This is a genomic window from Pseudomonas entomophila (genome assembly GCF_018417595.1).
Classification (GTDB): Bacteria; Pseudomonadota; Gammaproteobacteria; order Pseudomonadales; family Pseudomonadaceae; genus Aquipseudomonas; species Aquipseudomonas entomophila_C.
In genome coordinates this window covers 2576771-2592107 of record NZ_CP070982.1, presented here as the reverse complement: position 1 = coordinate 2592107, position 15337 = coordinate 2576771, and the positions used below count along the sequence as shown (strand labels likewise).

The window sequence follows — 15337 nt, the reverse complement described above, 5'->3', positions numbered from 1 at the left end:
ACCAGTGGCAGTGATCAGAACTGAAAAGACCAAAAAGCGGTAAGTCAATCCCCCAAATCGACCCTGCCGCACATTCCCTAAACATTAGTTCCAGGCCGCCCACCGCCATCACGCGGCCTTAGTCGTTCAACCTGGCCCTTTCTGTGTCTACTGTGTCATTGGGGGATTCCAAACCGTTGCTTGAAAGCTCCACATCCGTGACGTACATACGATTCCGCTGAACGACCGCCCTTGCCACGTCGACCATAAAAACCACAAAGCTATGGCTTTGCTTACTGTTGATTTGGGGGCATGCTGTTAACGAAAGGTCGCGAGGGGAACAAGTCATGAACCAAGAGGCATTTCAGTTAACCGCGCTGTCGGCTGCAGAACTGGCTGATTACCTATGCAACACGAAAGGGACAACCTCTCCAGGGGAGCGTTACGCCAGGGTCTTTGGCCTCAACCCAGCTGAGTTTGACGTTTACCTCACTACTTATCGCCAAAGCCAGTCAGATGGTGCAACCATGCCTGACTCCGAAGCAGCGCTACGCTTCATAACAGATGTCCTACGGGTGGTTCTGACGGTGACTGAGACCGGAGTTACTGTCGAGCAAGCCATTGGCTGGTTCCGCCAAGATCAATTGTTAACTTTCGAAGGGCGAACTGCGGAACAACTGGTCAGTCAGGGCCAAGCTGAGCAGGTGCTGCAATTTCTGGCCTCCTGGCAGGCCGGGAGCCAAGGATGAGTAACGACGCCTACCTACAGACCGGCCAGAAACCGAACTATCACTTATGCTATCGAACCATCCTTTGCGCCATGGATGAGCGATACGACATACGCGGCTATGTACTGGCGGAAATGGTGAGAACATGTCTGAAACACCGAGCTTGTCTATCTGCGGAACAGCGCGAGTACTTTATGCGATATGCGCAACCGGCGGCGATCACCTATCTCGAAAATCTAACGGCCGATTTACTGTTTGGTCCACAGGGACGCTTTTCACCTGAGGAGTATCGTTATTCACAAACAGCAGATATCAATCAGTTTCGAGGCCTCTGGTGAATACATGAAAAGAGCGCGCGCAGGACATTGGGCAGGATCGAACTCGCGCTTTATTCCGAAACCGATGAATCGGAGTATCATCAGCGAGCTATAGGTCCAACCTTGATCAACCAGCGCTGTTTTGCACTCACCTGAAACCCGTTCCACATTGTCCGCCAGACAAAGAAGGCGGGGTCGTTGCTACTGAGCCTTTTGTTTTTCACTCTAGCTTAGCGGGCCGCAACGTCCGATCAGTCGCACATCAGTAATGACGCGATGATCCCTGGCGGCATCTCCAACTGATGAGTCCTCTTGCGTTCAAATCAACGGGCAGCGATTTCGCCCAGTCGGCATCAAAATAGTCGCCGTCTTCATTGCACGAGTGACAGCGACACGCATGCTAAACGGGCCTGACGCACGCGATCCGCGATTGCTTCGGTCGGCAAGGAAGGATGCTACGTTTAATGAGATTCAACTGACCACCTCTAAGGTAGTCAGCTGAGCCTGATCCTTATGATCTCATGAGCGCTTCAGGGGTGTGCTTCCTTCAAGTAATGCCTTAACTCTCTGATGCGCACCGGGCATTGACGACTCATGGCTCCTCCTATTTGGGCAATTATGAGGCTTGGAGGTGGCTACGAAACTAGGGGCGATGCCCCTACCCTCATCAACGCTTACCTTTGCTGTTGCAGCTCATCAGCAGATCGACTCTATCTGCGGTCATTCAGGCCACAAACCCATGCCCCAAGCGCCTGATAAACTCGATGACCGTGTCCGTTCCCAGCCTGGTTGTGATCATGGCGACAGGAGCTTTGCCACCAAACGCTGTAACGGGGCGCGGAATCCAGCCACCTTGCGGTGTCTTGACCCTGTGGAACGCCTCCCCATCGCGATTAACGCTTAGGTCGCTCCTGCCTTAATCATCTACGGGAGCTCGAATCCCAGGCCCTCAAGCACCAGCCGATCTTCAGCCTTCAATTTTTTCACTGCCCAAATCAGCACATGCTTCGGCCGCGAGCTCGCCACATAGGCAAATCTCGCAGCTTCGGAAGTCCGGTCACGCAGCCAGTCCTTCCAGTGCGACTGATGCACGCCCGGTTTCTGTGACGATACAACCACGGTCACGTCGTGTGTTTCACCCTTGACCCCGTGAATCGTCTCGAAACGCAGGCAGTCACGTTGGGCGACCACATCGGGTACCCCGACCAACCTTTCGGAGATCAGCATCTTCCCCTGCCCAGAACGGGCTCGCAAATTAAGGCCTTTCAGGCCTTCTAAATGCTCACGCACCTCTACAGGTACGAATGTTTGATCTGGCAGCTTTCCAAGCGCAATTTTTGCTGCCCGGGCCCAGTCCGACCAAGTCTGATTACCATCTCCGACGCCGTGTTCCACCAAGAATTGGAGACCGTCGTGAAGGAATATACGCCACGTCAGTTTTGACTCAATATCCATAGGGCAGTAAGGGCCTGCTTTCGTCACCTGCAGTTCTAGCCGGGCCGCCAGCCACTTACCGAATGTTTCCAGGCATTGCGCTATGTCTGTCAACCTGCCTGCTTTGAGGTTTATGCAGGCCAGCGCCAGCAGCTCGATGCCCTCGAAAGCTCTACCAGTACGTAAGCGCTGAAGTGTTGTATGTCCGCGCGCGACGACCACCACCTTGTCATGTATCAGGCTCATTTCTCGAATGGCTGGAAGCACCTCCGACGGGCAGTTCTGATACTCGACGACCCTTGGCTTTACTGAAGCGATTCGAGGATTTCCCACCACACGGTCGGATTGAAGAATGTTGGAACACACATCTACAATGGCTTGACCACTTCGCCAATTCTCGTTGAGGACGTACTCCTCAAAGCCAAGCTCCTCCATGCGCCGACGCACGTTTGCAGGATTCGATTTCCTGAAACCATAAATTGACTGATTAAGGTCACCTACAAAATGGAATTTCACGCCTAGTAGGCTCAGTCTTTTGACGATCAAAAGCTGCTCTGCCGACAAGTCTTGGCACTCATCAACGATGATCAACGGGAATCGGCGTGCAATACGCGAGAAGTAATCTTTGAATTTTTCTTCTTGCATCCCGACCAAAGCGAGAATATCAATGTCACCGTAGGTTGCAAAGCCAGCGGCCCAAAGCCGTTTTTTGGTCGCCAACAGTGCCTTCTGGTCGGCCTCGTCCTGTTGGGCGAGGTTGGCTTCGTTATCCCACTTCCGGTCGTTGGTCGAAAAGACGTAGCGTTTGGATCCTTTATCGTAGTTGTATCGACAGGCTGATACGGTGCGTCCACAGATCTTGATGCGCGTGTGGTAGATATCAGCGGACTTGTCGATGATCCGAATACGGAAGTCGCCATCCCGGCCTTGAAAGCCCGTGATCTCGCTGGCGATACTCGAAAGCAGGTGTGTTAGCACGAAACTATCGAAGGTGGAGATGTAGTGCGGCAAGCCCAATGGCTCGCGCAGGTACTTATAAACTCTGCTCTGGAGCTCTTCGGTAGCACTATTGAGAAAGGTGAGCAAAGCGATTCCGGAAGGGTGATGGTTCCACTCCTGGATAATCTTGCATACCTTGGCGGCCACGACCTCAGTTTTGCCGCTACCAGGGCAGGCTCTCAGGTACACATGCCGATCCAACGGTGCATCAATGTATCTCTGCTGCCGGTCGGTGAATTCGATGTCGGCTGCACCCACTTGGGCTGCCTTATCTTCTGCCGCCATCAGGCCGCACCCTCTTCCAGACCGCAAGCCCAGAGGATGGCCTGGCGGATGTACACCGGTACCACAAAGCCGGCTCCATTAGCCTCTAGTACGTCGGCGAAGGTTTGAGCGTAGATGCCCTTGCCAATGTCATCAGAGTCAATACGATCCAGTAATGCGGCGGCGTAAGGCGCCCGCTGGGCGGAGGTCATAGCAGCAAAATCGAGTTCCGCGTCTGCTTTTAGACCTTTGACCACCGGCCCATCTTGGGCCTGCCAGAGGCCAGCAGCGACGATCAGCATTGTCTTGAGGTTGTCGCCTTCCATTGCAATGTCGTACTCGAAGGTTTTGTACTTCCCCGCAAACAACCGTCCAAACTCTGACAGGCCTATGTGCTTCTGCAAAGCCAGCGCCGGGTTGTTGCCGACGATGCAGTTGTCTGCATGGGGCAGAAATGGAACGTTCTTTTGACCACCCGCTCTATTGTCCTCAATCACTGACTTTGGAGGATCGTTGTCGGTCAATCCTGAGCACCTGACAGGGATGTTTTCACCTTGATGCTCGGCTTTGACGTTGCAGAACAGCTGCATGAAGTGGTTGAAATAGATTCCGCCCAGATTGATGACCGACACACCGTAGTCGTCCAGGGAATTTCGCCCGTCGCCGAAGGGCTGCAGTACGATCTTGGCGAGCGCTGGCAAGACCATGGCCTCCGCTATGCCCTCGACTAGTATCGTGCCTTTGGCGAAGAGCAGGTTGGACTTCGTAGCATCAAGCCATCTGTCCACAAAGTGTCGGCTTTGCTCGGGCAGGCCGCATTTCCTGAGGGGCACTGCCTTGGGGCGGCTCAGGTTGGACAGGTGGATAACGTGATCTACAGATACCGCAGAGGTGATCACAGTCGAGTGGGTGGTTATGATCACCTGCATTCCGCGAGCCTCAGCGGCCTTCTTGAGGTGCCGAAGGAGCCGGAGCTGAAGCTGGGGATGAAGGTGCGCCTCCGGCTCCTCGATCAACAGCAGGCGTAGGTACGTTTTCTCGCCCTGCCCTTCATCTGCTTCGTAGGTCAGCTCTGCCAGAATGGAGGCGATGTACAGAAGGTTGTTGTAGCCCAGACTGTTCTCTTCCAGCGCCCGAAATTGAGCGGCGTCAGCTTTGCTCAGATCCGGGAAGTAAAGGAGCCTCAGCCCTTCCACGATTCGGGAGAAGCTCACCTCCGAGAACTGGATCATTGTGCCCTGAGACAGGTGAGCGCCCAGGGCAGCTTTTAGACTTTCACCAATTCGCTGGTTAGCTGCTTTGATCGCGAACTTGTCGCTCTCTGACAGCTCGCGATTGAAGTCTCCGACATGCTGCTCAAGCGGATGCGGAACGCGGGCTTTTCTAGCAGCGTCTATGTCCTTGCGGCAGAGTGCTTTGAGCAGGCGCGCCAAGCGAGACTGGCGCCCTTCTCGCAGCTTGACTTCAGCGTCACGTAACGGTGGGAGGTAAACGCAGTGGACATAGTCCAATTTCTCGGTTTCAAACGCTTTGGTGTACTCGTGGCCACCGTAAGTATGGTGTTTGAACCGACCACGAGACTCCTGGTTTAGGGCCGTGAACGTGAGTGTTGCCTCGGGCTGGTTGCCGCACCAGGTGTCAAACGCAATGACGTCGTTTTTGTCCAGACCGGAGAAGGTCGCCTGAATTTTGATCTCCTCAGCCGCGACATCATCCTTGCCAAATCCCCTGTAGAAATCACGCTCACTGATAACCCGTTTGCCCGACTCGGAGTCATTGAAGAGCTGTCGTATCGCGCTGACGACGCCAGTCTTGCCGGCCCCGTTTTCGCCGACCAGAACGTTCAGGCCGTCATGGAGTTCGATCGAGAACGGCTCCCCAAAGCATTTGAAGCCCTGAACATCCAGCGTACGTAAATACATGAGCATCCCTTCTTCATAAATTGTTGAATAGCCGGATTTGAGCCGCTCCATCTGCACTATCACAGTGACATCGAGCCAGGTCTGCTCGTTTGTGGTGCTTGCTCAGGAAAAACACATCACTAGGGGTTGTCTCACATCAGGTGCCATCAGCTTGGAAACCTCTTCTATTACCCATGTCGCGCAAGGCCACAGCGCCTGTACAGCCAGCAGCACGGTGAAAATGAAAAACGCTCGCAGGAGGTAGGCATGCGCCAGCTTGATATGGCTAACCTTGGCGTTGTTGCCTGGGTAGTTTTCGATGACTTTGATAGCGATAGACTTGGCCAAGCTCGCGGCGGGTTGTTGCGTACTCCAGCAACGCGAAATGTCGCCGGCCCCCACCGTGTGGGCATTGCTCACGCGCAGTACGCAGAACGCGCTGTACCCCGCTCGAAGGACATACGCCACTGCAAGCGCAAACACTACTAGCGACAGGGCGCCAAGGGCTTTACTGGTCTTGTCGCTCCAAAGGGTCGGCAATAACGACACCAACACTGGGATGAGTGCGGTTACTGCCGCAAGATAGACCCCTGCTTTCGTGTCAGCACCTTTACGACGCTCCTGTTCGGCGTCGTACATCCGGCGCGCCTCTTCCAACGCTATTTCGCTCTGCAGATCCCAATTGCCGTCGTTGACGGATGCTTTCCACCCGGCGCGCATTTGGTCATTTGCCACAACCTGTTCAGGCGTAGGTGAAGCCAGTGTCGGCCAAAGCAACTGCCTATTAAAGCGGGCCATTTCGGATCATCTCCAGCTCATCAACGATTGCCGCAGCAATTGGGTATCCGGTTTGATTTTCGATCCACGCCCATTGACCGTTTGGATTGATCTCCAAAAACCACAGCTTTTCATCTGTGTCGCATACCAGATCAATAGCGCCATACCGCAGGTTCAAACGGTTTACCAACTCTCGACATTGAGCAGCCACTTGATCGGGCAAACTAATGGCCTCGTGTCGTAAGTCCGGGCGGCTACCCCGTCGCCAGTCAACTTCGGTTTCTTCGTTATCCTGAGACCAGATGGCGGTGGCGAACACCTGAGCACCAACGACAGTGACACGAACATCATATTTTTTTGGCACTTCAGCCTGAATGATCAACGGGGCAAGGCCAAGGGCAGGCGCATCTGCTTCGGTCAATGGCTGCAGTCGTGAGGTGAACATCACCTTCTCCAGCACGCCCGGCAATACCGCTTGCCGCAGAGGCTTCCCAATTGCCCTTCCCTCTGCTGTCAGTAACTCGGCCGGCTTCAACTCGTTAGTGATGGCGGTATCAGGAATATTGAAACCGAGATGCCGCGCAACTAGGAGCTGTCGCGGTTTATCTTCAGCCAGAAAAATCTGAGTAGGGTCACTGAACCAGCAACCCTCCAATCGGAAATAGAGACTCTTCAGGAAACTACTCCATTCCGCTTCAATGTAGGCACGCTCACCCGTATCCATGACTGCCTCAGGTGCTTGTGGCGCGCCAGGCCTGCGAAAATATGCAGCGGTAATGTCACGCCCCGTAATTCGTTTCCCCTCCAGCTCAATTGCCCAATCATCCATGGCACTCACGCCCAACGTGCTTCGGGACAGAGGGAGCAGTTCAGTGTTAAGCCTGAAATAAGGCAAGCCTCGCCGTTGGAGCTCTGCGACGACGAAGTCCATCGTGATGTCGCGGCGATTAGTGACCAGCAGAAACATGGTGGAAAGCCTCAATCCAGGTAAAAGCGCTCATCGAGGCCGAATTGCATATCCCCTGGATCATCGTGCTCAAGCTCTGCCTCGGTTTTGGTCATCAGCTCCAGCATGGCGTAGCTGTCGCCCGGGTCATCCTCTTCGATCACCGTATCAGTCTTGGTCATCAGTTGGAGCAGATGAGAGGCCTGCCCATTGGAGGTGAGATCGTCGTCACTTTCGGGCTTGGAGTATGTTTTTGTGAGCGTTTCGAGCGTCACGAACGAGTCGTCATCCTCTTCACTATTGACTTTCGTCTTGGTGAGAAGCTCGTCCAGCGCTCCACGAGCAATAATGGGCTGAGTACCATTAGGTGTCTCAACAACCCACATATCGTGCTGAGTCGAGTAATAGCCTGGCAGATTGTCGGTACCTGTTCTCGGCACAGCGTTTCTTGCGAGCAGGGGTGAAACTGCCTTATATGCGGGGATGGAGGCTGTAGGCATTACGCTGAACTCCTGTATGGCGATGTGCCAACATATTACGGAGAACTGAGCGATTCGTCATGTTCGTACCTGCTGAGCACCTTTGGGCCAGTATGTTGCGTTCCTTCGCAGCCCCGAGACTCAATAATACCCTTCACGCCCCATGCTTTAGTCGTTGCGGTGCTTACTTTCGGCTTGTGGTCTGGGCGACGTCTTCACCTGCGGTGGCGATTTGCAGGTACTCATACGCCTGAAATTTGAAGGTATGACAAGCGCTGGTTTCGCATGGATGCCACCAGGCTCGGATCGCGCGCTACGAATCCTGGTGGAGTACAAATGTATTCCATACTGCACTACTGGTTAAAGGTTCTCAGCGCTACGCCTCTGGATCATCCACCCCACTCGATGCACGCAACGCTGTATGTTCTGCTTCTGAGCTGACGAGCTTGTGTGCCATACCCTCCGCCCTCAGCTTCGCAGCTGCGACCTCACTGAGCGCCACGAGCCTCTAAATATCGCTTCTAGCTGGCTTGCGAGCACTTCCTAGGCACCCTCCGCACGGGCAGTAGCGGCATGGGCAATGCCCAAATCACCCTGCAGACGTTCGAGGGCCTCGCGATGTTGCGAGGCCTCTTTCGCCTGTTGGCGATTCTCGGCAATGATCCTCTCGTTATCCCGGATCAATCGGGTGATATCTTCCCGCACTGGTGGTCGTCAGTACTAGCCATCAGAGGTGTCTACCAGCGCCTGCAACTTGGCACGCAACTCCAGCTGAGTAGCTTCGCTGCCTAGCCCCATGGTGGATTCGCAACGTATCAGACGATAGTCGCGGGCTGGCCAACTGTGATTAGGGTCGTCATCGATTGCCAACCAACGAGTGATGCCGGCGCGTGTTACAGCGGCACGTATTTGTTCATGCTTCGACCAACTGTCGTATCCCTCTATTGGAGATCGAGTCATTCGAGAGTGCCATGTGGCCGACACCACGCGTGCTTGCAGCTCGACCGGCAGTGCTGCCTTCTCCACCGTTGGTCGCTCGCCGCGGCCACCGCACAGTTAACGCGGCATGAATTTTTTCGACGGTTTTGAACTCATAAGAACATAAAGTCTAGACACTAATACTGGGGCTTAACCGGCGGACCTGAATGGCATGGCCAACGCTCACTTTGCGGCGTGGTTTGGCGTTGCCGACAACCATCGCGGGCCTGTCGGCCTTACACTCAACGAGGTAATTGCCCTGCACCTTTATAACAGTATGCCCGGCTGAGATCGCTCGCAGATAGGCTGCATGAGTTGCATCTGCGGCGACTGCTGGAATCTCGTCTTCAAGGCTCCGAATCTCCCGTTCGGTGAGGCACTTTTTGTTTGGCATATCGTTCTCCTGAACAGAGCAGCGTCTCAGGCTGAAAGGACACAATCACCACATTACCGGCAAATCTCAACGCCATAGTATGTATTTCCATTGCGCGCTCGGTGAGGGCCCATTCAGGCTGCTCGGCGAAGGAGACCGGAATCCACCTCACGCGCAAATCAGTACAGTACCCTTTTCGCAGCGCCTCCGGGCATGGAGGCGAAAAAGCCCATAGCCAGCCGCTCGCCATCATGGCGAAGCCACTAAAATCCGACGCATCCGGACATCGCCGTGATTGACACGCCACCGAGCACGACTGCCAGTAGCGAGCTTCCGTGAAGCGATCCATGATAGCTTGCACAGCTGTGGTGAAGATGGAATTGATGATGGTTGGCAGCAGGATGGCCACCAGCCGGCTGATTGGGCATATAACCCATGGCCCTGACCACGCGGTTGGCTTCGCTGACCCGCTCCGGCCGATGCAGGGCGCGTGGGAGGTAATCGGTGAGGCCCCGCCATGCGCGCTACATCATCACGCTAAGTTGAACAGTCGGTCATACCTCAATCATTTGCGGGAGCACTGATGGTCTCGCTCACCACACACGCCAACAATGACTGGCCTTACCGACCTTGCCAGCTTCTCCCGTCCTGTGCGCGTCACTCTTGTATGGTGGCCTCACTTTGTGCATGACGCGACAAAGCGTCCTTGACCAGCGCTAGCGTTTCCGAATCGTCGTCACCCAATCCCATCGATTCCAACCGCTCAACCCACTCAGCGCAGCGACTGAGCCCCATCATGTATTCCAAGGTACTTGGCGAAATGTAGGCCGTATAAGTCGTATTGCCGCCGGTGTACGAGCTTTGAAAACTGGTAAATCCCCGTGCGAACTGGAGGAATCGGCTCGGTGAGTTGACGTGCTGCTCCACCCAGCCGCGCCCCTCATCGCCGCCGGTGCCGTAGCGGTTGAGGTCCGTGAGATAGGAAGATAGGTCTTCGTCACCCAGAAACGCATCAGGGTCTGCACTTGCCACCTGGCGTACGGTACCCAGGTACAAGTTTTTCAGTTGCTCCAGCCCCGCATCGTCGAACATGCCGATATCGCCTCTGCGGCGCAGCGCATAGTCTGCGGCGAGCAATTGGTCGGCCACGGGCAGGCTGGGCACTGCGTGAAACGCCTCGACAACCAGCTGGCTGCGCGTACTCTCTTGCGCGTGGCGCTTCAGGAACAGCCGCAGCAAGCGTACGACTTGCTCGCGCGGCGACCAGTGGGTGTGCGACATGCGCCGGCCCACTTGCTCACCGGCCCGTAGCAAAGATTGCACTACGGCCGGTGACTGATCGAGCGGGAACTCGTCCACAAGGCCCAGCAAGCGCTGCAGAATTCCCGCCTGTCGGTGATCTTCGAATGTGCACAGTAAGCTGGCGAAGTCCTCTGGCTCGGTGATCCGCCGGGCGAACTCGTGCAACAGCGAGTTAGGAAGCTCCTGCGTGGGAATCGACAGTTCGAAATAGCGATCAAACACTTCCTCGCAGCAGACCCGCGAGTCGATGAGCCAGCGGAGCTGGATGGGTTGATCGTGCTGCGTTCGAGTGAACACCCAGTCCAGGGTCGGGAACATTTCCTGGAGCAACTGGCGTGTGGCCGGCTGATGAACCTCCGGGGCAAGCTTCACCAGTTGGTCAATGACCTCAATAATACGGTTGCGTTGCGCTTCATCCTGTCGAGCGTAGGGCTCGCTGCCGGTGAGCAGTATTTTGTAGCGCGGCATCGCTGCGTAGGTTTCCGGTGCGAAGATCCGCAGGCACTCCAGGGCAAACAAATCGACCGCATTGATCTCCGCCACCTCGGTACCACGAAGCAGCCGGCAATGAAACGCCAAGGTGGAAGCGTAGCGATAGACATGGCGCAAGTTGCCAAAAAAAGGGCGCATCCCGCGCTGGAACACCTGCCCCCAATACGCCTTGTCGAAGCGTTGTTGCAGTTGCGGTTCACTGGCTAGGATGTCATTCAACCTGCTGAGCAGGATCTCCTCCAGCTGATTGGTCGAGATCGCCGGTACGCTGAACGGTACCTGGATGATTTTCTCCAGGTAATCCGCGCCGTCGAACCCTGCACGGGCAAGGCCTTGCTCGACCGTGTCACGCTGGAACAACAAGAGGAACACCACATTGGCGAAATCCATGTGCGCCTTGACCAATTGGAACATATCTTTCAGCTGCTCGGTGGACAGCCGGTCCAGGTCATCGAGGACAATCAACAGCGGTTGCTGGCGCTTGCTGAGCAACTGTTGCAGTTCTGCGCGAATCTGCTGGAGGGTCATCTCGTTGTCCTTGGCCTGCTGATCAAGGATGTTCGCCTTTTTGAGACACCATTCAGCCCCTTGTTTCAGCCATGGGGCGATACTCCCCAGCCAGCTGGCCGCACTGAGCGTCCAAATGGTCACCTGTGCAGTAGTGCCTTGCGCAATGCTGCCCAGGGCGGTGGTCATCACGGCCGAGCCGAGCAGGATCGGCGCCCATTTGGCGGTATGGCTGAGGACACTGACGCCCGCGTTCAGGCGCTGCTCATAGCGCCGAAGCACTTTGGCAAGTTGCTTGTCATCCTTGCTTGAGTCCTGGCGCTGAACTGCCCGAGAGATCTCCTCGAAGAAGGCACTACTTAGCTTGTCCTGGCCGGCCCACTGCCAGGGGTTGAACTCGATCACCTGACAACCTTGAATGCTCGCCAACTGCTCTAGAGTCATGTTTTTAATCGAGCTTTTGCCGCTTCCCCAACTGCCGGTAAGGCTAATGACCAGGCTTTCCTGGTTCTTCCAGGAGCTGACAGCCCATGCCAGGCGTTGAGCAAAGTCGGCTCGATCCAGCCGGTCGTCTTGTTGCCGAGCGATCGGCCTATCGTGGGCAAACTGCAGGTTATCGTGGTTCATCAACAGCTCCTGGAACAAGGTGGCATGGAACGACGCACAGCATCTGCGAGCCGCGGACGGGGTAGGTCGGCAGTCGGCGCCTCAGGGTCGAGTGCGCTGATGCTTACTTTGCAATGTCTGCCGCAACTGCGAGAGCTGCGTCTCCAGGGTGTCGGCGCGCGCTTGCTGCGCCACCGCGCTGCGCTGTGCATCAGCCAACTCGCCGTACAGGACTTGCACTCGCTCCTGCAGGACTTGCCGCTGCTCATCCAGCTGCAGCGAGGTCGTCCGTACCTGCTCCAACTGCTCAATTGCGGTCCGCGATAGCCGCTCGGCGCTGCTGCGTTGCTCACGCGCTGCACTCAATTCCCCTTGGCTCGTCGTCAAAGCTTGCTGCATCACCTGCAGTTTGCCGCTGCTCTCCGTCAACTGCAGCGTCAAGCCTTTGTTCTCTTCCCGGGTACGGTCAATTTCCCGATAAGCGCGATCTTCAACCTCGCGGGTGTAGCGCTGCTGCTCTTCACGCGCCTGCTCCGCTTGCACCCGGGCGTCGTGAACCTGCTGCTGGAGGTTTACGACCTGTCCGCGCGCCTCGTTGCGCTGAGCCAACAGCTCGTCGCGTTGGCCACGCAGATCATCGATCTGCGCTAGTCGCTGGGCTAGCAGTTGCTCCAAGTCAGCCAGACGGGTTTCTGCGCGTTGTCGCGCACTCACCGCCTCTCCCGTCTGCTGGCGTGCTTGGGCAACGTCCAGACGGGCGCGGGCTTCCAACGCGACCAGCGCTTCCCGCTCTTCCGTGAGCACCTGCCGCTGACTGGCCAGCCCCTGTTCAGCCACGCCCTGGGCCAAAGTGATGGCCTGCTGCCAAATTGCCACGAAGGCTTGCGCCAGCTCCGCTGGCAGGTCCGGCAAGCGCGTTTCGCCGCGCAAGCGCTCCGCCAGTTGCTCCCACCATTGGTCGAGCAAGGCACCGACCCGCGCCGGACTGCCTCGACCCAGTTCCAGGCGCACCCGTTCCACCGTCGGCCGTTCACCGCGGGCTAAGACCGCATCCGCTGCAGCGAATACGTGGTTTTCCGGTACGCCTACTGCCATGCCCTGTCCTCCGCTGCCTTAGGTCTGATAATTGAATCTTATCCGATCTAATCTCGACAAAAACTAATAAATAATACGTTCAACGTATTAAATAATACATAATTACTAGGAATTGCCGTCTCAGTTCCCCTGGCGGTAGAAGCAGTGGCGCCGCGGCCGAGGCGTTAATTACCGCTTGCCCGTCGTGGGCGCCCGGTTAGAGATCGCGACGCCAAAAGGTCCGAGTTGCTGGCGGCGGCGATCGCGGTGATCGCGCAAGAAGGCTATGGCGGCGCCGCCTTGCGACCCAGAGCGTCCATGGGTGAACTGGCGGCGTTGGCTGGCATCAGCCGGGCTACCTTGCACCGTTACTGCGGGACGAGAGAAAACCTCGATAGCCAGCTCGAACAGCACGCCAAAAACACGCTCATGCAGATCCTCGACAACAGCGGCGCGCTGGCTTCCACAGAGCCCCTGGCCGCGTTGCGTCAGCTGATTCGCGAACACCTGGCCCAAGGCGAACTGATCGCCTTCCTGGCTTCCCGTTACCCTGTGCACATGAGCGTGCAGCACGACCTGCGGTTTTATCTGGAAAGGCTCGATGCGTTGTTCTTCAGCGGCCAGCGACAGGGTGTATTTCGAGCGGATGTCACCGCGGCGCTGCTGACCGAGATGTTCTTATCGCTGTTGCACGGCATGGTCCATGCCCGCCAGCGAGGGCATGCGCCAAGCGAGCGTGCAAAGATGCTGGAGAACGCGTTTTTGCAGGGCATTGCAACGCGGGCACCCTGTTGGGCGCCCGCGTAGGGCAACAGCCGTGAAGCGCTATTGCGCCAAAGGAAGGGGATAACCGCTATTGCTCGTCGCCATCGAGCGGCGTACTCCAGATCACCAGCTCAAGAGCGGCGGCGATCTGGATGCGATGATCGGCAAGCGGGACAGGCAGCAGGTCCTGGGCGCGCTCCAGCCGGCGCAGCAAGGTATTTCGATGGGTACCCAGCACCTCGGCGGTCTGGGTGATGCTGCAGCCATTGGCCAGGAAGGCGTGCAACGAATGCTGAAGCACCGTGGGTTCGGTCGCCAGACGCCCCAAGGTGCTCAAGACGAACTGCCTGGCCGCGCGGACATCCTGGGTCATCAACGACACCATCCTCACCTGATCGATCGTGGCAACGGCGGGTGAACCCGCCAAGCGGCCCATCACCCGCTGGGTGGTCAAGGCTTCTAGGTGCGAGCGCCGGAAGCCATTCATCCCCGCGCCCGCCGAACCGATTGCCGCGCGAATCTTGGGAAATTGTCGAGCGACGCCTTGCAGCAGGTTCAGGTCCAGCGGCTTTGCCGCATTGCTCCAGGCCCACAGGGTCGCAGGGCCCGCAAATACGATCAGGGGCGCTACCGTGCCCGTGAGCTGCGCCAGGGCACGCGCCATATCTTCCAGGGGGCGAATCTCGGCGTCCGGGGTTTCGCTCCAGATGAGGCAGGCATGGTGTCTCTGCGCAAGGCTGTAGCCCAGTCGCCTGCCGAACTGCTCCGCGTCCACATCCCTGCCATCGAGCAGCCGGCTGACCAGGCTGCGTTTATCGACAGGATCATCATGGGTCTGGGCGTTCTTTTCTTCGAGGATGATCTGCGTCACCACACGCATGTTGCTGTCGATGAATTCCGAGATCGAACGCGACGAGACCTTCAGGAATTCCTCGAGCACCACGGGATCCTGCGTCAGGCTGAAGGCCATCTTCATCCACAGGTCCCAGGCTGCGTTCTGTGTCGACCTTGCAACATTCATCAGCAGCTCGGACAGCCCCCTGCGGGCGAGCTCCCTGGCCGTGTCCACCATGTCAGCAGACACGTAGGGCTCCACCGGCTCACCAGGGCGCTGCAGGTTGGCATTGGCCCAATGCAGCAACTCTGCTCGGTTGGCGCGCCGGCACGACGCGAGGATGACCGGGTCCTCCAGCAACCTGGCATCTTCGGGTGAAGAGAACAGTGACTGGTTCAGCCGCTCGACCCACTCAGGGGGCAGCGCCTGAGCGAGTTCGGCGCCTTTGCGCATAAGCTCGCGAACGGCTTCCGAGGGGCGTGGCCAGGGCGATGGCGTGCTGGTCATGGGCGGTGCAAATCACTCAAAAATCGGCTGGAAAATGGTGCAGTTCGTACCTTGGCGCAGGGCCAGTGCAAACC

Annotated in this window: 15 protein-coding genes; 4 read left to right on the top strand and 11 right to left on the bottom strand. The window is 56.9% G+C overall.

Annotation, left to right across the window (positions count from 1 at the left end; translation table 11 throughout):
* Window positions 1-326 precede the first annotated feature (326 nt).
* Window positions 327-728, top strand: a complete 402-nt coding sequence (locus JYG34_RS11675) for a hypothetical protein (protein ID WP_213660818.1) — start codon at window positions 327-329, stop codon at window positions 726-728.
* A complete protein-coding gene (locus JYG34_RS11670; protein ID WP_023102075.1) occupies window positions 725-1045 on the top strand; it encodes a hypothetical protein in 321 nt (106 codons plus the stop codon). Before JYG34_RS11675 ends, JYG34_RS11670 begins: the two co-directional genes overlap by 4 nt.
* A gap of 703 nt (window positions 1046-1748) precedes the next feature.
* Here JYG34_RS11670 and JYG34_RS26450 read toward each other — a convergent pair.
* From JYG34_RS26450 to JYG34_RS11640, 6 genes are all read right to left on the bottom strand, one after another.
* Window positions 1749-1868 carry an antitoxin Xre/MbcA/ParS toxin-binding domain-containing protein gene (locus JYG34_RS26450; protein WP_213661156.1) on the bottom strand — a complete coding sequence of 40 codons (120 nt, stop codon included), beginning with the start codon at window positions 1866-1868 and terminating at the stop codon, window positions 1749-1751.
* 80 nt (window positions 1869-1948) lie between these two features.
* Complete coding sequence (locus tag JYG34_RS11660) at window positions 1949-3742, bottom strand: UvrD-helicase domain-containing protein (protein WP_249746252.1); 1794 nt, start codon at window positions 3740-3742, stop codon at window positions 1949-1951.
* A complete protein-coding gene (locus JYG34_RS11655) occupies window positions 3742-5643 on the bottom strand; it encodes an ATP-dependent nuclease (protein ID WP_213661154.1) in 1902 nt (633 codons plus the stop codon). Before JYG34_RS11655 ends, JYG34_RS11660 begins: the two co-directional genes overlap by 1 nt.
* Before the next feature lie 102 nt (window positions 5644-5745).
* The gene (locus tag JYG34_RS11650; RefSeq protein WP_213660817.1) at window positions 5746-6420 is read right to left on the bottom strand and encodes a hypothetical protein; all 675 of its coding nucleotides are present in this window, start codon (window positions 6418-6420) and stop codon (window positions 5746-5748) included.
* The gene (locus JYG34_RS11645; RefSeq protein WP_213660816.1) at window positions 6407-7366 is read right to left on the bottom strand and encodes a hypothetical protein; all 960 of its coding nucleotides are present in this window, start codon (window positions 7364-7366) and stop codon (window positions 6407-6409) included. The genes JYG34_RS11650 and JYG34_RS11645 overlap by 14 nt, the downstream gene beginning before the upstream one ends.
* Window positions 7367-7377: 11 nt before the next feature.
* On the bottom strand, window positions 7378-7845 hold the full coding sequence (locus JYG34_RS11640) for a hypothetical protein (RefSeq protein WP_224372301.1): 468 nt from the start codon (window positions 7843-7845) through the stop codon (window positions 7378-7380).
* Between the two features lie 552 nt (window positions 7846-8397).
* Here JYG34_RS11640 and JYG34_RS11635 point away from each other — a divergent pair.
* Window positions 8398-8616: a hypothetical protein gene (locus JYG34_RS11635; protein WP_191087916.1), complete on the top strand. Its 219-nt coding sequence runs from the start codon at window positions 8398-8400 to the stop codon at window positions 8614-8616.
* On the opposite strand, the gene JYG34_RS26645 is transcribed toward JYG34_RS11635, so the two are convergent.
* From JYG34_RS26645 to JYG34_RS11615, 4 genes are all read right to left on the bottom strand, one after another.
* On the bottom strand, window positions 8545-8784 hold the full coding sequence (locus JYG34_RS26645) for a hypothetical protein (protein WP_434011710.1): 240 nt from the start codon (window positions 8782-8784) through the stop codon (window positions 8545-8547). The genes JYG34_RS11635 and JYG34_RS26645 overlap by 72 nt on opposite strands.
* 365 nt (window positions 8785-9149) lie before the next feature.
* On the bottom strand, window positions 9150-9584 hold the full coding sequence (locus tag JYG34_RS11625) for a hypothetical protein (RefSeq protein ID WP_213660814.1): 435 nt from the start codon (window positions 9582-9584) through the stop codon (window positions 9150-9152).
* Between the two features lie 248 nt (window positions 9585-9832).
* Window positions 9833-12103: a KAP family P-loop NTPase fold protein gene (locus JYG34_RS11620; protein ID WP_213660813.1), complete on the bottom strand. Its 2271-nt coding sequence runs from the start codon at window positions 12101-12103 to the stop codon at window positions 9833-9835.
* Window positions 12104-12184: 81 nt separating this feature from the next.
* Window positions 12185-13177 (bottom strand): DNA-binding protein, encoded by a 993-nt coding sequence (locus tag JYG34_RS11615; RefSeq protein ID WP_213660812.1) that lies wholly within the window; start codon window positions 13175-13177, stop codon window positions 12185-12187.
* A 225-nt stretch (window positions 13178-13402) separates the two neighbouring features.
* Between JYG34_RS11615 and JYG34_RS11610 the strand changes: the two genes are divergently transcribed.
* Window positions 13403-13963, top strand: a complete 561-nt coding sequence (locus tag JYG34_RS11610) for a TetR/AcrR family transcriptional regulator (protein ID WP_249746251.1) — start codon at window positions 13403-13405, stop codon at window positions 13961-13963.
* 46 nt (window positions 13964-14009) lie between these two features.
* Here the strand turns inward: JYG34_RS11610 and JYG34_RS11605 are convergent, their stop codons facing one another.
* On the bottom strand, window positions 14010-15263 hold the full coding sequence (locus tag JYG34_RS11605) for a PucR family transcriptional regulator (protein ID WP_213660811.1): 1254 nt from the start codon (window positions 15261-15263) through the stop codon (window positions 14010-14012).
* Window positions 15264-15337 lie beyond the last annotated feature (74 nt).

What these genes read in the sequence shown, in the direction of transcription:
- JYG34_RS11675 (WP_213660818.1), top strand. Translation starts at nt 327, where the DNA reads ATGAACCAAGAGGCATTTCAGTTAACCGCGCTGTCGGCTGCAGAACTG.
- JYG34_RS11670 (WP_023102075.1), top strand. Translation starts at nt 725, where the DNA reads ATGAGTAACGACGCCTACCTACAGACCGGCCAGAAACCGAACTATCAC.
- JYG34_RS11660 (WP_249746252.1), bottom strand. Translation starts at nt 3,742, where the DNA reads ATGGCGGCAGAAGATAAGGCAGCCCAAGTGGGTGCAGCCGACATCGAA.
- JYG34_RS11655 (WP_213661154.1), bottom strand. Translation starts at nt 5,643, where the DNA reads ATGTATTTACGTACGCTGGATGTTCAGGGCTTCAAATGCTTTGGGGAG.
- JYG34_RS11650 (WP_213660817.1), bottom strand. Translation starts at nt 6,420, where the DNA reads ATGGCCCGCTTTAATAGGCAGTTGCTTTGGCCGACACTGGCTTCACCT.
- JYG34_RS11645 (WP_213660816.1), bottom strand. Translation starts at nt 7,366, where the DNA reads ATGTTTCTGCTGGTCACTAATCGCCGCGACATCACGATGGACTTCGTC.
- JYG34_RS11640 (WP_224372301.1), bottom strand. Translation starts at nt 7,845, where the DNA reads ATGCCTACAGCCTCCATCCCCGCATATAAGGCAGTTTCACCCCTGCTC.
- JYG34_RS11635 (WP_191087916.1), top strand. Translation starts at nt 8,398, where the DNA reads ATGGGCAATGCCCAAATCACCCTGCAGACGTTCGAGGGCCTCGCGATG.
- JYG34_RS26645 (WP_434011710.1), bottom strand. Translation starts at nt 8,784, where the DNA reads ATGACTCGATCTCCAATAGAGGGATACGACAGTTGGTCGAAGCATGAA.
- JYG34_RS11620 (WP_213660813.1), bottom strand. Translation starts at nt 12,103, where the DNA reads ATGAACCACGATAACCTGCAGTTTGCCCACGATAGGCCGATCGCTCGG.
- JYG34_RS11615 (WP_213660812.1), bottom strand. Translation starts at nt 13,177, where the DNA reads ATGGCAGTAGGCGTACCGGAAAACCACGTATTCGCTGCAGCGGATGCG.
- JYG34_RS11605 (WP_213660811.1), bottom strand. Translation starts at nt 15,263, where the DNA reads ATGACCAGCACGCCATCGCCCTGGCCACGCCCCTCGGAAGCCGTTCGC.